General features: G+C 66.5%; 19 protein-coding genes and 1 riboswitch. Of the genes, 4 read left to right on the top strand and 15 right to left on the bottom strand.

Annotation, left to right across the window (positions count from 1 at the left end):
* Positions 1-166: 166 nt before the first annotated feature.
* From cobT to cbiE, 7 genes are read right to left on the bottom strand one after another with little or no spacing between them, the layout of a single operon-like run.
* Positions 167-1,192 carry a nicotinate-nucleotide--dimethylbenzimidazole phosphoribosyltransferase gene (gene cobT, locus RFM68_RS06015; RefSeq protein WP_320231790.1) on the bottom strand — a complete coding sequence of 342 codons (1,026 nt, stop codon included), beginning with the start codon at positions 1,190-1,192 and terminating at the stop codon, positions 167-169.
* 24 nt (positions 1,193-1,216) lie between these two features.
* Entirely contained in the window at positions 1,217-1,984 is a 768-nt protein-coding gene (locus RFM68_RS06010; protein WP_320231789.1) for an adenosylcobinamide-GDP ribazoletransferase, read from the bottom strand.
* Complete coding sequence (locus RFM68_RS06005; protein WP_320231788.1) at positions 1,981-3,297, bottom strand: cobyrinic acid a,c-diamide synthase CobB; 1,317 nt, start codon at positions 3,295-3,297, stop codon at positions 1,981-1,983. The genes RFM68_RS06010 and RFM68_RS06005 overlap by 4 nt, the downstream gene beginning before the upstream one ends.
* Entirely contained in the window at positions 3,294-4,109 is an 816-nt protein-coding gene (cobA, locus tag RFM68_RS06000; protein ID WP_320231787.1) for a uroporphyrinogen-III C-methyltransferase, read from the bottom strand. The genes RFM68_RS06005 and cobA overlap by 4 nt, the downstream gene beginning before the upstream one ends.
* Positions 4,106-4,870 (bottom strand): precorrin-4 C(11)-methyltransferase, encoded by a 765-nt coding sequence (cobM, locus tag RFM68_RS05995; protein WP_320231786.1) that lies wholly within the window; start codon positions 4,868-4,870, stop codon positions 4,106-4,108. Before cobM ends, cobA begins: the two co-directional genes overlap by 4 nt.
* A complete protein-coding gene (locus RFM68_RS05990) occupies positions 4,867-5,253 on the bottom strand; it encodes a cobalamin biosynthesis protein (RefSeq protein ID WP_320231785.1) in 387 nt (128 codons plus the stop codon). Before RFM68_RS05990 ends, cobM begins: the two co-directional genes overlap by 4 nt.
* A complete protein-coding gene (gene cbiE, locus RFM68_RS05985; protein ID WP_320231784.1) occupies positions 5,250-6,485 on the bottom strand; it encodes a precorrin-6y C5,15-methyltransferase (decarboxylating) subunit CbiE in 1,236 nt (411 codons plus the stop codon). The genes RFM68_RS05990 and cbiE overlap by 4 nt, the downstream gene beginning before the upstream one ends.
* 1 nt (position 6,486) lies before the next feature.
* On the opposite strand from cbiE, the gene RFM68_RS05980 reads away from it, so the two are divergent.
* The gene (locus tag RFM68_RS05980; protein WP_320231847.1) at positions 6,487-7,254 is read left to right on the top strand and encodes a cobalt-precorrin-6A reductase; all 768 of its coding nucleotides are present in this window, start codon (positions 6,487-6,489) and stop codon (positions 7,252-7,254) included.
* Here RFM68_RS05980 and RFM68_RS05975 read toward each other — a convergent pair.
* From RFM68_RS05975 to RFM68_RS05940, 8 genes are all read right to left on the bottom strand, one after another.
* Positions 7,218-7,982 carry a precorrin-3B C(17)-methyltransferase gene (locus tag RFM68_RS05975; RefSeq protein ID WP_320231783.1) on the bottom strand — a complete coding sequence of 255 codons (765 nt, stop codon included), beginning with the start codon at positions 7,980-7,982 and terminating at the stop codon, positions 7,218-7,220. The two genes, RFM68_RS05980 and RFM68_RS05975, sit on opposite strands and share 37 nt — an antisense overlap.
* Positions 7,979-8,728, bottom strand: a complete 750-nt coding sequence (locus RFM68_RS05970) for a precorrin-2 C(20)-methyltransferase (RefSeq protein WP_320231782.1) — start codon at positions 8,726-8,728, stop codon at positions 7,979-7,981. Before RFM68_RS05970 ends, RFM68_RS05975 begins: the two co-directional genes overlap by 4 nt.
* Positions 8,725-9,357: a precorrin-8X methylmutase gene (locus tag RFM68_RS05965; RefSeq protein ID WP_320231781.1), complete on the bottom strand. Its 633-nt coding sequence runs from the start codon at positions 9,355-9,357 to the stop codon at positions 8,725-8,727. Before RFM68_RS05965 ends, RFM68_RS05970 begins: the two co-directional genes overlap by 4 nt.
* 3 nt (positions 9,358-9,360) lie before the next feature.
* Positions 9,361-10,857 carry a precorrin-3B synthase gene (gene cobG / locus RFM68_RS05960; protein ID WP_320231780.1) on the bottom strand — a complete coding sequence of 499 codons (1,497 nt, stop codon included), beginning with the start codon at positions 10,855-10,857 and terminating at the stop codon, positions 9,361-9,363.
* Positions 10,854-14,480 (bottom strand): cobaltochelatase subunit CobN, encoded by a 3,627-nt coding sequence (locus RFM68_RS05955; RefSeq protein ID WP_320231779.1) that lies wholly within the window; start codon positions 14,478-14,480, stop codon positions 10,854-10,856. The genes cobG and RFM68_RS05955 overlap by 4 nt, the downstream gene beginning before the upstream one ends.
* Positions 14,481-14,497: 17 nt before the next feature.
* Entirely contained in the window at positions 14,498-15,535 is a 1,038-nt protein-coding gene (gene cobW, locus RFM68_RS05950; protein ID WP_320231778.1) for a cobalamin biosynthesis protein CobW, read from the bottom strand.
* A 2-nt stretch (positions 15,536-15,537) separates the two neighbouring features.
* A complete protein-coding gene (locus RFM68_RS05945; protein ID WP_320231777.1) occupies positions 15,538-15,966 on the bottom strand; it encodes a DUF1636 family protein in 429 nt (142 codons plus the stop codon).
* A 41-nt stretch (positions 15,967-16,007) separates the two neighbouring features.
* Positions 16,008-16,211: riboswitch (cobalamin riboswitch) on the bottom strand.
* Positions 16,212-16,241: 30 nt separating this feature from the next.
* A complete protein-coding gene (locus RFM68_RS05940) occupies positions 16,242-17,441 on the bottom strand; it encodes a winged helix-turn-helix domain-containing protein (RefSeq protein WP_320231776.1) in 1,200 nt (399 codons plus the stop codon).
* Positions 17,442-17,776: 335 nt separating this feature from the next.
* Here RFM68_RS05940 and RFM68_RS05935 point away from each other — a divergent pair, with 335 nt between their 5' ends.
* The 3 genes from RFM68_RS05935 to RFM68_RS05925 are packed head-to-tail and all read left to right on the top strand — an operon-like array spanning position 17,777 to position 19,321.
* The gene (locus RFM68_RS05935) at positions 17,777-18,142 is read left to right on the top strand and encodes an NADH-quinone oxidoreductase subunit A (RefSeq protein WP_320231775.1); all 366 of its coding nucleotides are present in this window, start codon (positions 17,777-17,779) and stop codon (positions 18,140-18,142) included.
* Positions 18,133-18,714 (top strand): NuoB/complex I 20 kDa subunit family protein, encoded by a 582-nt coding sequence (locus RFM68_RS05930; protein WP_015317338.1) that lies wholly within the window; start codon positions 18,133-18,135, stop codon positions 18,712-18,714. The genes RFM68_RS05935 and RFM68_RS05930 overlap by 10 nt, the downstream gene beginning before the upstream one ends.
* Before the next feature lie 4 nt (positions 18,715-18,718).
* Entirely contained in the window at positions 18,719-19,321 is a 603-nt protein-coding gene (locus tag RFM68_RS05925; protein ID WP_320231774.1) for an NADH-quinone oxidoreductase subunit C, read from the top strand.
* The last annotated feature ends 11 nt before the right edge of the window (positions 19,322-19,332 follow it).

The raw sequence follows: 19,332 nt of genomic DNA, 5'->3' as shown, positions 1-19,332 counted from the left end.
AGCGGGCGAATATATTGGTCCTGGGACAAGGCCGGCGAAGCCGCGGTAACAAGAATTGCAGCGGATATTAGATATTTCAAATACTCCCGCGAGACATCTACGTCTCATGGAATAATCAAGATGACGTTATTTCGATGTTTCAACAGTGTTGAAATTTCGACCGATTTTATTTTTCCGAAACACCAGCCTCGGCAAAGCTCGCCATCCTGGCATGGCATTCCAGCGCCGAGCGGACGAGGTTGACGGCAAGGCAGGCGCCGGAGCCTTCGCCGAGCCGCATGCCGAGGTCGAGCAGGGGCGGCAGGCCGAGCGCCTCGAGCAGGCGGCGATGGCCGGCCTCGGCCGAGACATGGGCCGCGATGGTGTGGGCGAGACCGGTCGGGTGCAATCTTGCCAGCGGCGCCACGGCGGCGGTGCAGACGAAGCCGTCGAGCAGCACCGGGATATTGTTGCGGCGCGCGGCTAGCGTGGCGCCGAGGATCGCCGCAAGCTCTCGCCCGCCAAGCGCAGCCGCGATCTTCAAAGGGTCGGAAAGCGAATCGGCATGGCGCTTGAGGCCAGCCTCGATGGCCGTGACCTTGCGAATCAGGCCTGCGTCATCGACGCCGGTACCGCGGCCAGTCCATTTCTCGGCGCCGCCGCCGAAAAGGGCGGTCGAGATCGCGGCCGCAGGGGTGGTGTTGCCGATGCCCATTTCGCCGAAGCAGACGAGGTCGAGGTCCTTGGTCACCGCATCGTAGCCGGTCGAGACCGCGGCGAGAAATGTCTTTTCGTCCATCGCCGGCACCTGCGTGAAATCACCGGTCGGATGGTCGAGATCGAGCGGGATGACATCGAGTTCTGCGCCGGCAATGCGGGCAAGCTGGTTGATGGCCGCACCGCCGCTGGCGAAGTTCGCCACCATCTGGACTGTCACTTCAGAGGGATAGGCCGAGACGCCCTGTGCGGTGACGCCGTGATTGCCGGCGAAGACGAAGACTTTGACCGCGTCGAGCTTCGGCATGTCGCGGCCCTGCCAGCGGCCAAGCCATGCAGCCATGGTCTCCAGACGGCCGAGGCTGCCCTGCGGCTTGGTGAGCGTGTCCTGCCGCCTGGCGACGGCGCTGGCGGCAGCGTCGCTGCCGACAGGGAGGTCGAGGCAGGCGGCGCGAAGGTCTTCGAACGATTTGAACGAAGTTGTCTGGGTGGGCATGGGGGCAAGGTCTCCGAAAGGGAATCAGGAAAGGCAAACGGAAGCAGTCAGCAGCACCGCGATCTCGCCGAGCTGCTGCAGCGCGCCGATCGTGTCGCCGGTCTGGCCGCCGATCTGGCTGAGGCAAAGCGAGCGGAAGGCGGCAAACAGCAAGCCGAGCAGGATGAGCGCCGCGATCGCGCCGCCGAGGCCAAGCGCCAGCAGCGCCGCCGCGCCGAGAGCCGCGCCGACAATGGCGGTTTCGCGGGTGATGGCGCCGGCGCCCGCCGACAGTCCGTCGCCGCGGGCCGGCGGCAGAAGATGCATGAAGGCGCCGAACAGGCCGCGCGAGCCGGCATGCGCGGCAAGCAGCGCCAGGAAGACGTGGCCGGGACCGGTGAGTTCGGACAGAGCGCTCCAGCGGATGAGCAGCGACAGCCCAAGTGCTGCGGCGCCGTAGGCGCCGATGCGGCTGTCGCGCATGATCTCCAGTTTGCTCTCGCGTGTCCTGCCGCCGCCGAAGCCGTCGGCGATGTCGGAAAGCCCGTCCTCGTGCAGGCAGCCGGTAACGAGCATCGTCGCGGCGAGCGCAAGTGCAGAGGCCGGTGCGGGGGCAAGGCCGAGGACATCGGCGATGGCGTAGACGAGCGCGCCGATGATCGCCACCGCGAGACCGGCAAAGGGCGCCGCCCAGATCGCATCGGCAAGGCTGCGGCCGCCGAAGTCGCTCGAGGGAAGCCTCAGCCTGGTGAAGAAGACGAGGCTGAGGCCGATATCGTCAAGCAATTGCCGGGGTGCGGAAGGACCGCTCATGCGCCCCTCGCAATGGCATGGAAGAAGGTGCCGCTGACATGGCCGCGCCGGTAGCCCGAGGCGCCGAGCGGATTGCCCTGACCATCGGCAAGGTCGGCCAGCGGCTCGTCATTGCCGGCAGCAAATATCTGCGCATAGTGGAATTCATGGCCGCGGATCAGCGTGCCTTCGCTGCCGAGCGGACAGGCGGCGCGCAGCCGCGCCTCGCGGTAGCCGAGGTTCATCTTGCGCTTGGCGAAACTGGTCGAATGTCCAAGCAGGCCGAGCATCTTGTGGCTGTGGCCGTCGGCGTCTTCCAGAACATCTCCCAGCACCATGAAACCGCCGCACTCGCCATGAACCGGCTTCGTCGCCGCAAAGCGCGCCATTCCCTTCTGGAAATTGTCGGCGGCTGCAAGCTTGCCGGCATGCAGTTCGGGATAGCCGCCGGGCAGCCAGCAGACATCACAATCTTCGTCTGGCGCTTCGTCGGCAAGCGGCGAGAAAGGTACGATCTCCGCGCCAACCTTGCGCCAATGCGTGGCAACATGCGGATAGAGGAAGGTGAAGGCGGCATCTTCCGCCAGTGCGATGCGCTGTCCGGGCGGCTGCAATGCATCGCCGAAGTCGCCGGCCGCCGGTTCCAGCGGGGTCGCCAGCGCCAGGATGGCGTCGATGTCGAGCGACTTCTCGACCATGTCGGCCAGCCGATCGAGATGCGCCATCAGGTTTTCATATTCGCCGGCCTGGACAAGGCCGAGATGCCGCTCCGGCAGGTTGAGCGTCGGATCGCGCATGATGGTGCCGACGACAGGCAGGCCGATCGCTTCGATCGCGTCGCCCGACAGCCGCCGGTGCCGTTCGCTGCCGAGGCGGTTGAGCACGACGCCGGCCATGCGCACGTTCGCATCGTAAGTGGCAAAACCCTTGGCGACGGCGGCGGCCGTGGTCGACTGTCCGGAAACGTCGAGCACCAGAAGGACAGGCAAGCCGTAAAGCCGGGCGAGATCGGCGGCCGAACCCGACCGGCCTTCCGGCGCGGGGATGCCGTCGAATAGGCCCATCGCGCTTTCCAGGATGACGTATTCGGCGTCGTCCGTTGCCTGCGTTGCCAGCGCGTTGAGCAGGGATGGCGACATCGCCCAGCTGTCGAGGTTGACCCCGGAGAGGCCGGTGGCCGCGGTGTGGAAGCCCGGGTCGATATAGTCCGGACCGGACTTCGCCCCGCGTACTTTCAGGCCGCGCCGGGCAAGCGCTCGCAGCAGGCCGATGGTGACGCTGGTCTTGCCCGACCCGGAACGCGGTGCGCCAATGATAATCGCGCGCGCCGTCATGCGCCGCCCGCCAGTGCCGCGCGCATGGCGACGATGCCGCCAACGACGATCAACGCCGGCGAGGCGAGCCCGGCGGCCGCGGCCTCCTCGGCGATTGTCGCAAGCGTGGCGACGACGATGCGCTCCCGTGGCGTGGTCGCGGCGACGATCACGGCGGCAGGGGTTGCGGGCGCGAGACCGCCGCCGAGCAGTTTTGCTGCGATCACCGGCAGATTGGCCATGCCCATATAGACGACGACGGGCTGGCCGGTGCGGGCGATCGCCGCCCAGTCGATGTCGTCGTCCGTGCCGGCGGCATGGCCGGTGGCGAGGATGACGGCCTTGTTGATGCCGCGCATGGTGGCGGGAATGCCGGTGGCGGCGAGCGCGCTGAGACCGGAGGTCAGGCCGGAAAGCACTCGGAACGGAATTTTCTCGCCTGCGAGCGCCAAAGCCTCTTCGCCGCCGCGGCCGAAAATATAGGGGTCGCCGCCCTTCAGCCGCACGACACGGCGGCCCTCGCGCGCCAGCCGCACCAGGAGCGCGTTGATGTCGTCCTGCTTCATCGAGGGCTGGCCGCCGCGTTTTCCGGCGTAGAACAGCTCGGCGCCTTGAGCGACCGCAACGACATCGGGCGAGACCAGCGCGTCATAGACCAGCGCGTCGCATTGCCCGAGTGCCGCCAGCACTTCCAGCGTCAGGCAGCCGGGATCGCCGGGGCCGGCGCCGGCCAGCCAGACATGGCCGGGCTCAAGCTCGCGCGGCTTGAAGTTCAGCCGCGCCAGCGCCTGCTCCACCGTTGCCCGTCCGTTTGTATTGGCGCTGCCGTTCACAATCCGTCCCGTCCGCGAAAACGCCGCTGGTAGTGGGCGTCGTAAAGTGAGCTTTCGCCGAAATCCTGCGCCGCGAGCGCGCTGCCGACGAAGATGATCGCCGTGCGCTCCATCGGATTTTCCGCCAGCTGCGCTTCGATGGTGCCGAGCGTGCCGGTCGCGATGCGCTCGTCCGGCCAGGAGGCGCGGAAGACGACCGCGACTGGGCATTCGGCGCCGTAGAGCGGCGTCAAATCGGCGACGACGCGGTCGATGGCGTGGATGGCAAGGTGGATGGCAAGCGTGGCGCCGGTGCGGCCGAAGCCGGCGAGCGTTTCGCCCGGCGGCATCTTCGAGGCGCGGCCGGAAACGCGGGTCAGCACCAGGCTTTGCGCGAGCTCAGGGATGGTGAGCTCGCGGCGAAGTGCTGCCGCCGCCGCGGCGAAGGAGGGCACGCCGGGCGTGAGCGTGTAGGGGATGCCGTGCTTTTCCAGGCGCCGGATCTGTTCGGCGACGGCGCTCCACACCGAAAGGTCGCCGGAGTGCAGGCGCGCGACATCCTGGCCGGCCTTGTGCGCCGCGACATATTCGGCCTCGATCTCGTCGAGCGACATCGGCGCGGTATCGATCAATTTCGTTCCGGGCGCGCAGTGCTCGAGCAGCTCCGGCGCGACGATAGAGCCGGCATGGAGGCAGACCGGGCAGGACGCCAGCAGGCGGCTGCCGCGCAAGGTGATGAGGTCGGCCGCACCCGGGCCGGCGCCGATGAAATGGACGGTCATGCGGCTCCTCCGCCAAGAGCGATGGCACAGGTCACCGGGCCGAGCACGGTGCGGGCCGCAAGCAGTTTTGCACCTTTTCCGGCCGCGGCCAGTGCCGAGGCTTCCGAGACCGAAGGCGTGCCGGCATGCGCCTGCGACATTTCGGATCGGCTGATCGTGCCGGACGAGACGGCTTGCAGCGCGGCGTCGGAGATGACGAGGACGGGAAGGTCGAGGTCGCGACCGGCAAGGAAGATTGCCTGCTCGTCGCGCTTGATTTCGCCGGTCGCCAGCGCCGAAAGCGCGGTCATCGCCAAGCCATGCGCTTCGAGCGCGGTTTCGACCGCGGCGCGCACGTCGCCCGCGGTTACGCCTTTGCGGCTGCCGATGCCCGCGACCATCATGGCTTCACCCAGCTCCATTGCGTGACCGGCATGGCCGCACGCCAGGCCTGCATGGACCCGACCGGTGCTGCTCGGGACAGCGCGACGCGGGTCAGGTCGCCGCCGCGCCTAGTGTGCTGGTCGAGCAGCAGCGCCTCCATCTCCAGCGTCACCGCATTGGCGACCAGCCGGCCGCCGGGACGCAGCGCCTTGATCGCCTTCTCCAGCACGCCGGCATCGCTGCCGCCGCCGCCGATGAAGACAGCATCCGGCGCCTCCAGTTTGGCGAAGGCCTTGGGCGCGGCGCCTTCCACCACCAAAAGGCCGGGCACGCCGCAATGCGCGGCATTGCGGTGGATGCGGGCGGCGCGTTCGCTATCGGCCTCGATGGCAATGGCGCGCAGCGAGGGATGCGCCAGCATCCATTCGATGCCGATCGAGCCGGAGCCGGCGCCGATGTCCCACAACAGTTCGCCGCGCCTTGGCGCCAATGCCGACAGCGTGATGGCGCGGATCTCGCGCTTGGTGATCTGGCCGTCATGCTCGAACAGATGATCGGCAAGGCCAACGGTCAAAGGCAGGGTGCGTGCGTCCGGCGTCGGTTCAATTTCGATCGCCAGCACGTTGAGCGGATTGATGTTTTTGAGATCGAAGGCATCGGCGCGGGAGGTTCGATGCGCTTCATCCGCACCGCCAAGCGCTTCCAGGACCGTCAGCCGCGAAGGGCCGAAACCGAGCTCGTCGAGCAGTCCGGCGATGGCCGCCGGTGCGTTGCCATCCGATGTCAGGGCAAGGATACGCGCACCGGGGTGGAGCAGGGGCCGGATCAGATCGATCGAATGGCCGTGCAGCGAGATGGTCTCGACGTCCTGCAAGGCCCAGCCGAGACGCGAGGCGGCCAGCGACAGCGACGACGGCGCCGGGAGGACGAGCATCGCATCCGGCTGCACCTTGCGCGCCAGCGTCACGCCGACGCCGTGGAAGAACGGGTCGCCGGAAGCGAGCACGCAGACGTTTTTGCCTTTGAGCGCCAGCACGTCGCGCAATTCGGCGTCGAAGGGCGTCGGCCATGGGCGCGCATCACCCTTGGCCAAGTTTGCGACGAGAGCAAGATGCCGTTTGCCGCCGAACACGACTTCAGCCTGCGCGATGCGCCGCTTGGCCTCGTCGCCGAGACCCGCTACACCGTCCTCGCCGATGCCGACGATGGTGAGCCACCTTGAGCCGGCGGCGCGCGGACCCTTAGCAGGCATGATGACCCACCGTATCCTGATCCTCGGCGGCACCACGGAAGCCCGGCAACTGGCCGGAAAGCTCGCCCATCGCAAGGATTTCTCGGTCACGCTGTCGCTCGCCGGCCGCACCGAAAGCCCGGTCGCGCAAGGCGTGCCGGTGCGTGTCGGCGGCTTCGGCGGTGCGGGCGGGCTGGCCGCCTATCTTCGCGAGGAGTACGTCGATCTGCTGATCGACGCCACGCATCCCTATGCGGCGCGCATCTCGGCCAACGCCGCCGAAGCGGCAAGGCGATCCGGCGTGGCGATCCTTGCGCTGCGGCGTCCCGGCTGGGCCCCTGTCGCGGGCGATCACTGGACGCTGGTCGACAATGTCACTGAGGCGGCAAGTGCGCTTGGCACGCCGCCGCGCCGCGCTTTCCTCGCGATCGGCCGGCAGGAGGCCGGCGCCTTCGAGGCTGCCCCGCAGCACCGTTACCTGATCCGCAGCGTCGATCCGATCGAGCCGAAGCTCGCGGTGCCCGATGCGGTGTATCTGCTGGCGCGCGGTCCGTTTCCGGAAACCGATGAGCGCGCGTTGCTTCAAAAATACGCCATCGATGTTGTCGTGTCGAAGAACAGCGGCGGCGAGGCAACTTATGGCAAGATCGCCGCGGCGCGGGCGCTCGGTATCGAGGTGGTCATGATCCGTCGTCCGACCTTGCCGGACGTCGCTTCGGCCCAAACCGTCGATGCGCTGGCCGGAAAAGTCGATCATCTTTTCGACCCTGTTGCCGAACGCGGCGTGTAGACCAGCGCCGGCTTTTCGCCGCGCCTGATGATGCGGGTCTCCGGCGATCCGATGATGATGCAGGTCGACATGTCTGCCTTTTCCGCGTCGGCGTCCGCAAGCAGAAAAACCTCGATGCGCTCGTTGGGCCGACCGGCGGCGCGGCCGAAGATCACCGGCGTGGTACCGGGCAGGATCGCCTTCAGGCATTCGAAGGCGCGGCCGAGCTGCCAGGGGCGGGCCTTGCTGATCGGGTTGTAAAGCGCGATGACGAATCCGGCTCCCGCGGCCGCCAGAAGGCGCAGCTCGATCAGGTCCCACGGCTTCAGATTGTCGGAGAGCGAGATAGCGCAGAAATCATGGCCGAGTGGCGCGCCGATGCGGGCAGCGACCGCGAGCATGGCGGTGACGCCGGGAACGACGGCGAGATCGATCGTCCTCCATTCGGCCGGACCGGCTTCGATCGCCTCGCAGACGGCCGCCGCCATGGCGAAGACGCCGGGATCGCCGCCGGAGACAACGGCGACGCTATGGCCCTCGGCCGCCTTGGCCAACGCCTCGTTGGAACGGGCGAGCTCCTCGCGATTGTCGGAGGCGATGCGCACCTGGTCCGGCCGCAGCTCAAGCCGGTCGAGATAGGGTTTGTAGCCATAGAAGAACGAAGCCTCGGCCACAGCCTGAGTGGCCTGCGGGGTGACCTGGTCGGCATTGCCGGGGCCGAGACCGATGACGGTGAGACGGCCGCTCATGCTTTGGCTCCGGGGCGAGCCGACCAGCCGGCGATCAGCACGATGGCGAAATAGGGCGCCTTGTCGTCCGGCTTCTCGGCAAGCCGCATCGAGACGCTACCCGGCATGGTGCCGCGTTCGACATAAACGGCCTTCGCCAGCTTGCCCGTTGCTTCCAGCGCGCGACGGATTTTCGGCAGGTTGCGGCCGACCTTCATGATGACGGCGGCATCGGTGTCGGCCAGCCGACGCGTCAGCTCGAACTCGCTCATCGTGCCGGGCAGCACGGTCAGCACGTCGTCGCCTTGGACGATCGGCAGGCCTGTCGCCGACCAGCAGCCGGACATAGCCGTGATGCCGGGGATGACTTCGGTCGGGAAGCGGTGCGCGAGGCGCACATGCAGATGCATGTAGGAGCCGTAGAAGAGCGGATCGCCTTCCGAAAGCACGGCAACCATTCTGCCGGCGCCGAGATGTTCGGCGACCTGTTCGGCCGACTGCTCGTAGAAATCGGTGATCTGCGAGCGGTAGTCGTCGTGATCCTTGTCGATCTCCGTCGTCACCGGATAGAGCAGCGGCAGCTCGACCATGTCCGGCCGGAAGCGTGTCTCGACGATGGCACGCGCGTTGCTGTTGTTGCCGCGCTTGGCGAAATAGGCGACGACGTCGGCCTCGGCCAGCACACGCGCCGCCTTCAGTGTCAGAAGTTCGGGGTCGCCGGGGCCGGTGCCGACGCCGACCAGGCGCCCTTTGAGATGCGCGTTCACAGGCCAGGCCTCGCCAATGCGTTGAGCGCGGCCGCCGTCATGGCGCTGCCGCCCAGCCTGCCGCGCACGATGGCGTAGCGCACGCCGTAGGAATTCTCAGCCAGCGCGTCCTTGGATTCGGCGGCACCGACGAAACCGACCGGCATGCCGATGATCGCGGCCGGCTTCGGCGCGCCGTCGCGCAGCTTTTCGAGCAGATAGAAGAGCGCGGTCGGCGCATTGCCGATGGCGACGACCGAGCCGGCCATGCGCTCGCCCCAGAGGTCGATGGCCGCGGCCGAGCGGGTGTTGCCGATTGCCTTGGCGATTTCATGCGTGCGCGGGTCGCGCAGCGTGCAAATCACCTCGTTACCGGCAGGCAGGCGGGCACGGGTGACGCCATGCGCCACCATTTCCGCATCGCAGAAGATCGGTGCGCCGGCGGCGAGTGCCGCGCGGGCCGCATCGATAAAACTGTTAGAGAAAACAAAATGGCTCGCGGCTTCGACCTGGCCGCAGGCATGGATCATGCGGATCGCGACATCGGCTTCAGCCTCGGAGAAGCGCGACAGCTCCGCCTCGGAGCGGATGATGGCGAAAGAGCGCTCGTAGATCGCCATCCCGTCATGAATATAGTCGTAGGCGTCCATGCTCTAGTTCCGTCGATAGAGTTCAGCGATTCCGGCCGCGCGAAGCCTTGCCAGGCAGGCAGCGGCGGTCTCGCCTTGATGTCTTTGCGCCCGCACCGCGGCAAGGATGCCGGCGACCCCGCGCGCGGCGTCATAGCCCGGCCTGTATCCGGCAGGAAGGGCCTTTGCCGTCCCGTCCACGACAAGTCCGGCTCCGTTTTCGTCGCCGACCAATGTTAGCGCCGCTGCGCCCGGATGCGCGCAGCCTTTGGCGCAGCCGGAGATGTGCAGAGTTAGTGAGGTATCGAAGAGGTCGGCGCATTCGGTCGCGATCGTCTCGGCGATGGCGCGGGTGGCGATGCGGCCGGAGGCGCAAGCCGGCATGCCGGGACAAGCGGCGATGCGGGTGCGCGGGTCGGATGCGTCGGTGACGAAGCCGAGAGTTGCGGCGGTGGCTTGTAGCAAGGCGCTGGCTGCGGGGGAGAGGACGACGAAAAGCACGGCGCGGCCGGGGGCGAGGCGGATTTCGGCGGAGCCGAGGTGCAAGGCTTGTGTGGCGAGGCCGATCAGATTTTGGGCAGGCATGCTGCCGAAGGGCAGGCCGATGCCGAGGGCGTGGCTCGTGTGCAGGTGGAAGAGGCCGACGGGTGAATGATGGCGCTCTACGGCGCCCCCCTCTGTCCTGCCGGACATCTCCCCCTCTAGGGGGGAGATTGGCAGTTCGGCCGGCGGCGCCTCTCTCACAAAGGTGTAGGTGTGCCGTACCTTTTCGGCGTCAGTGATTGGCGAAACCGGCGACTGATCAATCTCCCCCCTAGAGGGGGAGATCTCCGGCAGGACAGAGGGGGGCGCGAAGGAATGCCAGCCTGCGAGCGAGGCCAACTGCCGCTCCGACAAATCTCGTGTATGTGCCTCGCGGCCTTTTTCCGCGACCATCCTGAGACCCGCCACAGCCATGTCGCGGGCGGCATCCGCATCGACGGTCGCGAGCGGCCTTGCACTGCCCGCGTCGCCGGCAACCGAAACACCCCATTGGACATTTGCACCAGCTCGCACCGCCTTCAGCCTCACGTCGGCCGCCACCGCATCCATCGTCAACTGTCCGCCGCCATCGACAACCACCGATACTTTCGGCCCCAGCCGCGCCGTCAGCTCACCCTCTTCAATCGCAATCTGGATCCGCTCCGCCAACGGGCGCGGATCAGCAATCTCTCGTGGATCAATGCCCGCCAGCGGCCCGCTCTCGACCGGCACGCCGGTGCGCACTGCGATGCCCAGCGCATCCACCTCCGCCGCCAGCAGCCGCGCGCTTTCCGCCGTCAGGCCGCGGATCTGCAGGCTGCCGCGCGCGGTCACTTCCATGATGCCGTTGCCATGGCGCAGGGCGGATTCGCCGAGTCCGATCAGCGACTTCGGCGCAAGTCCTCCAGCGACCGGATTGAGCCGCACCAAGAGCCCGTCGCCCGTTTGCATCGGCGCGCTCAAGGCAGGACAGGCGCTGCGACGCGATAACGCGTTCATGCCGCCACCCCGCTTGCCTGGGCCTCGGCGATCAAGGCGGCGAGATCGTCATCGATGGAGTTGCGGAGCGGATGCCAGAGGCCGCGCCGCCGCGCAGCGAGGAAGCGCTCGGCGATGGCCTTCGCCGCCGCCGGGTTCTCGCGCAGAAGGAAGGCGCGGACGTCCGGGTCGCCGACATAGGCGTGGTGCACCGCCTCGATCAGCGCGCCCGAAATGGCATGGGTGGTCTCGGCGAAGCCGACGAGACGGTCGACCGTCTCGGCGAATTCCGAGGCGCCGCGGGGGCCGTGGCGCATCTGGCCGGCGATGAAGCGCGGATTGACGGCGCGGGCCCGCACCACGCGCGATACAGCTTCGCTCACCGAACGCGGCTTCGGCTTGTTGGGATCGGTCGTGTCGAGCACGATGACGTCTGCATTGCGGCCAAGCGCGGCAAGTGCGGCCGAAAATCCGCCGATGAAGGCGACATCGGCCGAACCTTCGAGGATGTCGCGGCCCGGGTCGTCGCCCGTATGGACGAGAAGATCGGCTTCGGCGATGCGGCCCTCGAAGGCGCCGGGCGCGGCAATCGCTTCGCCCTCGGCGCCGCCATAGGCGTGAGAGGTGGCGTCGAGATAGGCGCGGCCGATCTCCTCGCGCGCACCCCAGTCGCCGCGCGACAGCAAGTCCTCGACGCCGGCGCCATAGGTGCCGGGCGAGGTGCCGAAGATGCGCGGGGCGACCTTTCCCACAGCGCGTGTAGCGGCGGCGAGCGGGTTTTCGGAATCATCCTCGTCGCGTGTGGCGACCGCGCCGGCGGCGGCGTCGATAAGCGCGATCTGGGTCGGGAACATGTCGCGGAACAAGCCGGAGATGCGCCAGGTGACGTCGACGCGAGGGCGGCCGAGCGCTGCCGGCGGCAGCACCTCGATACCGGTGACGCGGCCGGTAGCGCCATCCCATTGCGGCCGGCAGCCCATCAATGCAAGGCCTTGCGCGATCTCCTCGCCGCCGGTGCGCAAGGAGGCAGAGCCCCAGAGGTCGATGACCAGCGAGCGCGGCCAGTCGCCATGGCTCTGCATATAGCTGCGCACGACTTCCTCCGCCGCCGCCTGGCCAAGATCATAAGCGGTCGGCGTCGGCATGGTGCGCGGATCGGAGGTGAAGAGGTTGCGGCCGGTGGGCAGCACGTCGGAGCGGCCGCGAGCCGGCGCGCCGGCTGGCCCGGCCTTCATGTGGCGGCCGTCGAGCGCGGCGAGCAGCGCTGCCCGTTCCGCCTCGGCACTTTGCCGGCGCAACGGATCGACCTCGTCCTCCGGCGCGCGGCCGTAGACATGCAGCCCATCCTTGATGGCGAAATCCTTGAGGTCGCAGAGCCAGGCATCGATGCGGCGCAGCGCTTCGTCCGGCGCATCCGTGCCGGCAACGCCAGCTTCAGAGGCCAAGCCGGACTTCTGTGCCGTCTCGACGATGAGCTTGGCCAACTGGTCGCGGCGGCGGCGGTCGAGCCCGTCGGCCTGGGCGTATTCGTCGACCAGCCGCTCAAGCTTCTGCTGAGCCTCGTCGAGACCGGCGCCGGTCAGTGGCGGCGGCAGATGGCCGAGCGTGACGGCCGAGATGCGACGCTTGGCCTGCGCCGCTTCGCCCGGGTTGGAGACGATGAAGGGATAGATGACCGGCAGCGAGCCGGTGACGATCTCGGGAAAGCAGGTGCCGGAGAGGGCGACCGTCTTGCCGGGCAGCCATTCGAGCGTGCCATGCGCCCCGACATGGACGATGGCGTGCACGCCGAGCGATTTTCGCAGCCAGAGGCCGAAGGCGATCAGCTCATGGCGCGGGGGGAGGGTTGGGTCGTGATAGTCGGCGCGCCGGTCGGCGGAGCGGCCGCGGTCGGGGGCAAGCGCCACGGTGACATTGCCGAAGGTCGCGGCGCGGAAGGGGAAGCGGTGGTCGGGGCTTGTCCTCGAAGGTAGGCGTTCCGTCGCGCCCCCCTCTGTCCTGCCGGACATCTCCCCCTCCAGGGGGGAGATTACGTTCCCGCCATCGGTTTCGCCAATGGCCAACGTCGCGCTAAGCAATAAGGCTGCAGAAGGAGCGCCATCGGCTGAACTGCCAATCTCCCCCCTAGAGGGGGAGATGTCCGGCAGGACAGAGGGGGGCGCCTCGCGCGAACCTATCCCTTCTGCCTTGCCCCACGCCATCTCAACAGAAGCTCGCGCTACCTCCGGCAGTTCGGCTGAGGAGGCCACGTAATCCGTCAAGGCAAGGCCATGCCTAGCCACTTCCAGCGCATCCAGCATCGCGCGTGCCGATTGCGGAATCCCCTCAATGGCATAGCCCTGTTCCTTGAGGTCGTGCAGCATGGCAAGCACACTCGACGGCACATCAAGCCCAACGGCGTAGCCAGTCCGCCCCGGTGCGCTTGGATAGTCCGGGATCAGAATCGCCAGCCTGCGCTCGGCTCGCTCCGTCCGCTGCAGTCGAATAAACGCCGCGATGCGCTTGGCAACTTGCGCAACCCGGTCGGCCTCGGGCCGGTTGGCAAAGGCGCGGAAAGCCAGCGCCGGGTCGGTTTCGACCTCGCCCTTGAACGAGATTGCGCCAGCAAGGATACGGCCGTCGAGCTCGGGCAGCACGACATGCATGGCGAGATCGGCCGGGGCCAGCCCGCGCTGGTTCTTTTCCCAGACCTCGCGCCTCGTCGTGGCGACGATAACCTGGAAAACCGGCACGCCGGCGCGGTCGAACAGGGTTTCGGCGCCGGGCTCGGCACCGGAGGCAAAGGCGGTCGCGGTGACGATGGCTGAAGGGTTCAGTGAGGCGAGGGCGGCTTCGACGAAGGCCAGCGACGCCGGATCTTTCAGGCTGGACACGAAGATCGGCACGGGCGCCAAACCCTGTAGCCGCAAGGCTTCGACCAGTGCGTCGATAGGGGCTACGTCGGCGGCGAGCAGCATCGAGCGGTAGAAGAGGATGGGGATGACGTCGAACTTGTTGGCGTCGAGTTCCGTCGCCCCCCTCTCTGTCTTGCCGGGCAGAGAGGGGGGCGAAGGATCGCCAGCCTTGGATAGTGCCGGTTTTGCGACAACTCTAACTCCCGGCTGATAGTACCCCGCCTTCGGCACGCTGACCGGGTCGGTTACGCCCGCCTCAGCCCCCGCAAGCACCGCCAGTCTTTGCACCAGCGCGCTCATGTTTGCCGGGCCGCCTTCGCGGAAATAGCCGAGCAAGGCGTTGAGTTCGCCGCGTGGCAGGGTCGAGCCTTCGATCAGGCGCTGATCCTCGTCATGGCTTTCGCCGGGCAGCAGCGCCAGTTTTATGCCGCGCTTGCGCGCCACCGCCGCGAGCTGGTCGCAGCCGTAGCGCCACCAGTCATAGCCGCCCAGGATGCGGACGAGGACGACCCTGGCGTGGCGGGCGACGCTGTCGATCCACAGGTCCACCGACATCGGGTGGCGAAGGTCGCGCAAGGCGGCCAGCCGCATCGACGGCAGCCGCTCCGCGTCCGCCTTCCAGGCCGCGGCAAGGCCGGCCAGATCGCTGTCGGTGAAGGACAGGGCCACGACATCCGCAGGCGTCTGCCTGAGGTCGATCGGCTCGGCGAGATCGTCGAGCGAGGCGGATGTGGTGGTGAGGATATGCATCGCGTTTCGTGTTGGCCTCAGCCGGCAAGGATACGCTCGACCGCCGGGCGGTTCAGCCCCTTGAGACCGATGACGACGAGCCGCGAGCGGCGGTCGTCCTCCGCCGTCCAGGCGCGGTCATAGTAGTGGTTGACGCGGGGGCCGACGGCTTGCAGCAGAAGCCGCATCGGCTTGCCGCCGACCTCGACGAAACCTTTGACGCGCAGCACGTTTTCCTGCTCGGCGGCGAGGGCGACGCGCTTTGCCAGGTCGTCCGGATTGGCGACCGACGGGATGTCGATGACGAAGGAGTCGAAATCGTCATGCTCATGGTCGAGCTCGTCGTCGTGGTGGGTCTTGCGGTTCTCGATGTCGTCCTCGACGGCAAGGCCGAGGCCGAGCAGCACCGAGGGGTCGACCTTGCCATGGGTGGTCGGCACGACCTTGACGGCACGCGCGACATGCTCGCCGATGACGGCATTGGCGCGGGCCGAGCCGGCCGCATCCATCAGGTCGCTCTTCGACAGGATGATCAGGTCGGCGCAGGCGATCTGGTCCTCGAACACCTCTTCGACCGGATCGTCATGGTCGAGCGAGCCGTCCGCCGCGCGCTGCGCCTGCAGGGCATCCATGTCGGAGGCGACGCGACCGTCGGCCAGCGCCGGCCCGTCGACCACTGCGATCACGCCGTCGACGGTGACGCGGCTCTTCACCGTCGGCCACTGGAAGGCCTGGACGAGCGGCTTCGGCAGAGCGAGGCCGGACGTCTCGATCAGGATGTGGTCGACCTTCGGCGTGCGCGACAGAATCTGGTCGAGCGCAGGCACGAAGTCGTCGGCGACGGTGCAGCAGATGCAGCCATTGGCAAGCTCGACGATGTTTTCTTCCGGGCAAGAATCGACGCCGCAGCCCTTGAGGATATCGCCGTCGATGCCGACATCGCCGAACTCGTTGACGATGATCGCCAGCCGCTTGCCCTTGGCGTTTTCGATGAGGTTGCGGATCAGCGTCGTCTTGCCGGCGCCGAGGAAGCCGGTGACGACGGTGCAGGGAACACGGGAAACGGAAGCGCTCATGGTCAGTCCTTCAGCATGTCGAGGGGAGGGATGCGGGCAACAAGGCCGCGCTTGAGGGAATCGGGCCGGCCGCGCCATGGGATCAGGCCGTCGGCCGAGGTGGCGAAGAGTTTCGCGCCGGCGACGAGATCGGCGCCGCTGGCGGTATTCAGGTCACCGAAAACGTAGCTCCAGCAACCATCGCGCAGAAGTGCCGCGCTCAGGCGGCGCTTGCAATTGCCGAGGCATTCGACCGTCCGGACCCGGAGACCTTCGCCGGAAGCAGCCTGGCGCGTGTCCTCGGCAAGCAATGCACCGGCGCGCGGATGCGCGTCTGAACCGATTTCGTTACGGCAGGACGAGCAAACGATGATCGTGACGTCCGCCAGCGCGTCATCGCGCTCGGACGAAATGTCCGCGATATTAGTCGGGAAACTGCCGTTGCGATCCAAAAACCAGGCTCCTTGCCCGGAAAACCCGCCGGGCGAACGGATACTTAAAGTCTCAGACGGCAGGTCTCCTGGCTCGCGGGTCGTCGCCTTGAATGCCGCCTTCCCGGGGAATATCCCAGTGGTTTTCGGCCAAGGCTCGTCGCTTACAGTTGCGGGGACAGCCGCGGATTTGGGTTTTGGCCCGCACCGCATTCCCTCTTGGCTCCTCCCTTTGCCGGGAGAAGACCGTCTGGGTCAGGATTTAGGCTTACGGCTATGCGCCTGTCAACGCGCGGCTACGACACCTTGATGTCGGCCAGCGCCGGCCCGAGGTCGCCGGCCGGCGTCACGTCGATCGCCTCCAGGCCGAGCCAACCTTGCATCTGCTTCAGCTCGTCGAAGAGCTGGGCGGTCGTTTCCGGCGGAGCGCCGGTCTCGGCATAGGCTGCGTGGACGCGCAGCACGCTGGCCGGGCGGTCGGCTCTCAGATCGACGCGGGCGACGATCCGGTCGCCGAGCAGGAATGGCAGCACGTAGTAGCCGTATTGGCGTTTTTCGGCTGGCGTGTAGATCTCGATACGATAGCGGAAATCGAAGAGCTTTTCTGTCCGAGTGCGCTCGAAGACGACCGGATCGAAGGGCGCAAGCAGGGCGCGGGCCTCTATCCGGCGCGGAAAACGGGCGTCTTTGTGCAGATAGGCGGTCTTGTCCCAGCCTTCGACCCGCACCGGCAGCAATTCGCCCGCTTCGACCAGTTCCTCGATGCGGTCCTTTGTGTCGCCCGGCGCCAGGCGGAAATAGTCGCGCAGGTCGCCATAGGTGGCGATGCCATGGGCGCGAGCCGAGGTGCGCAGCAGTTCGCGATGCGCGTCCTCTACCGAGGGTACAGGCAGATCGAGCACTGCCTGCGGCAAAACGCGCCCGGGCAGGTCGTAATAGCGCTCGAAGCCGCGCCGATAGGCGGTGGTGATGCGTCCGGCCCAGAACAGCCATTCGAAAGCGTGCTTGGCCTCGCTCCAGCCCCACCAGCCGCCATTGCCCTTATGGCCCTCGATGTCGGAGGCGGCGATCGGTCCGCGCTCGGCGACTTGCCCGTAAATCTCGTCGATCATCGCTTTGCGTTCACGGCCCCATTTCGCCAGGCCGAGATACATCTCGCCGCCTTGCTCGGCGCGCTGCATGCGCCAGCGCATCAGGGGATAGGTCTCGACGGGCAGGAAGGACGCCTCATGCGCCCAGTATTCGAAAACTGCCCGCTTGCGGGTGACCGCGGCGTTGTCGAGCAGCGCAAGCGGGTAGGGGCCAAGGCGCGAATAGAGCGGCATGTAATGGGCGCGCACCACGGCGCTGACGGAATCGATCTGCAGCAGGCCGGTTCGCGAAAGCACACGCGCGAGGTGCCGGCGATCCGGAACTCCTCCGGGCCGAGGGTCGTTAAAACCCTGGGCGCCCAGCGCAATGCGCCTGGCCATGGCAAGCGAGATTTTCTCCTTCATCAAGGTGCCCTTGCCCCGATCATTTGTCGGACTTTTAGCCTGTGATTCCGGCCATGCTAGCAGGCAAATGGCGGGAGACGTGTCAGGAGAGAAAAGTGGAGTTAAATGTGAAGGAAATCAAACAGGAGCGGATCGGACCAGTTTCTTCCGATATGGCGTCCAGGGCCGCGAATTGAACAAGGTTTGACTTGCGTCACCGAAACCGCTGCGCTAACCCTCGCCGCGTTGCAGCATGGGCTCCCTTAAAACGGTTCAGCGGTTAATCTGTCACGCTTCCGCATTAGAGTTCGTTGCTGTAATCAAAGTGAACTGCCCCGCCGAAGGAAAGTCGCCGCATGAGCGCACTCCTAAGTTCATATCTGCCCATCGTCCTGTTCATCGCCGTGGCGATGGTCGTTGGTTTGGCGCTCCTCGTCGCCCCCTTCCTGGTGGCCTATCGCAATCCCGATCCGGAAAAGCTTTCCGCCTATGAATGCGGGTTCAACTCGTTCGACGACGCCCGCATGAAATTCGACATCCGCTTCTATCTGGTGTCGATCCTGTTCATCATCTTCGATCTCGAGGTCGCCTTCCTGTTCCCGTGGGCGGTGTCCTTCTCGAAGCTCGGTATGCTCGGCTTCTGGTCGATGATGGTGTTTCTGGCGGTGCTGACCATCGGCTTTGCCTATGAATGGAAAAAAGGAGCGCTGGAATGGGATTGAACGACAGTTCAGGCACCCTCGTCGCGCCGAAACCCAAGGGCATCATCGACCCCAACACCGGCAGACCGGTGGGGGAGGACGATCCCTTCTTCCTCGAAATCAACAATGAGCTGGCCGACAAGGGCTTCCTTGTCACCTCGACCGAAGCGCTGATCACCTGGGCGCGCAGCGGCTCGCTGATGTTCATGACCTTCGGCCTCGCCTGCTGCGCGGTCGAGATGATCCACACCTCGATGCCGCGCTATGACTCGGAGCGTTTCGGTGTCGCGCCGCGCGCGTCCCCGCGCCAGTCCGACATCATGATCGTCGCCGGCACGCTGACCAACAAGATGGCGCCGGCGCTGCGCAAGGTCTACGACCAGATGCCGGAGCCGCGCTACGTCATCTCGATGGGCTCCTGCGCCAATGGCGGCGGCTACTATCACTATTCCTATTCGGTGGTGCGCGGCTGCGATCGCGTCGTGCCGGTCGACATCTATGTGCCCGGCTGCCCGCCGAGCGCGGAAGCGCTGCTCTACGGCATTCTCCTTCTGCAGAAGAAGATCCGCCGCACCGGCACGATCGAACGGTGAGCCGATGACCCAGCCGCTGAACGAACTCTCCACCTATCTCGGCGAGAAGCTCTCCGGCCGCATCGGCGAAGCGGTGCTTGCCTATGGCGAGCTGACCGTTCCCGTCGATCCCGGCAATCTGATCGAAGTGGCGACTTTCCTGCACGACGATCCACGCTGCCAGTTCATCTCGATCATTGACGTTTGTGGCGCCGATTATCCGTCGCGGGCCAGGCGCTTCGACGTCGTCTACCACCTTCTGTCGCCAAAGCAGAATGTCCGCATCCGCCTCAAGGTCCAGGCCGACGAGGAAACGCTGGTGCCGTCGCTGACCGGCGTCTATCCGGGCGCCGACTGGTTCGAGCGCGAAACCTACGACCTCTATGGTGTGCTGTTCACCGGTCACCCGGATCTGCGCCGCATCCTTACCGACTACGGTTTCGAGGGTCACCCGCTGCGCAAGGATTTCCCGCTGACCGGCTTTGTCGAGGTTCGTTACGACGACGAGGCCAAGCGGGTCATCTACGAGCCGGTCGAGCTCAAGCAGGAATTTAGAAACTTTGACTTTTTGAGCCCGTGGGAGGGAACGGATTACGTTCTTCCCGGGGACGAAAAAGCGAAGCAGTGAATGGAGGCTGG

Origin of the sequence: Mesorhizobium montanum, assembly GCF_033977145.1 — a bacterium.
Lineage (GTDB): Bacteria > Pseudomonadota > Alphaproteobacteria > Rhizobiales > Rhizobiaceae > Mesorhizobium > Mesorhizobium montanum.
The sequence above is the reverse complement of the archived record's forward strand: the minus strand, read 5'-3'. Positions and strand labels throughout refer to the sequence as shown.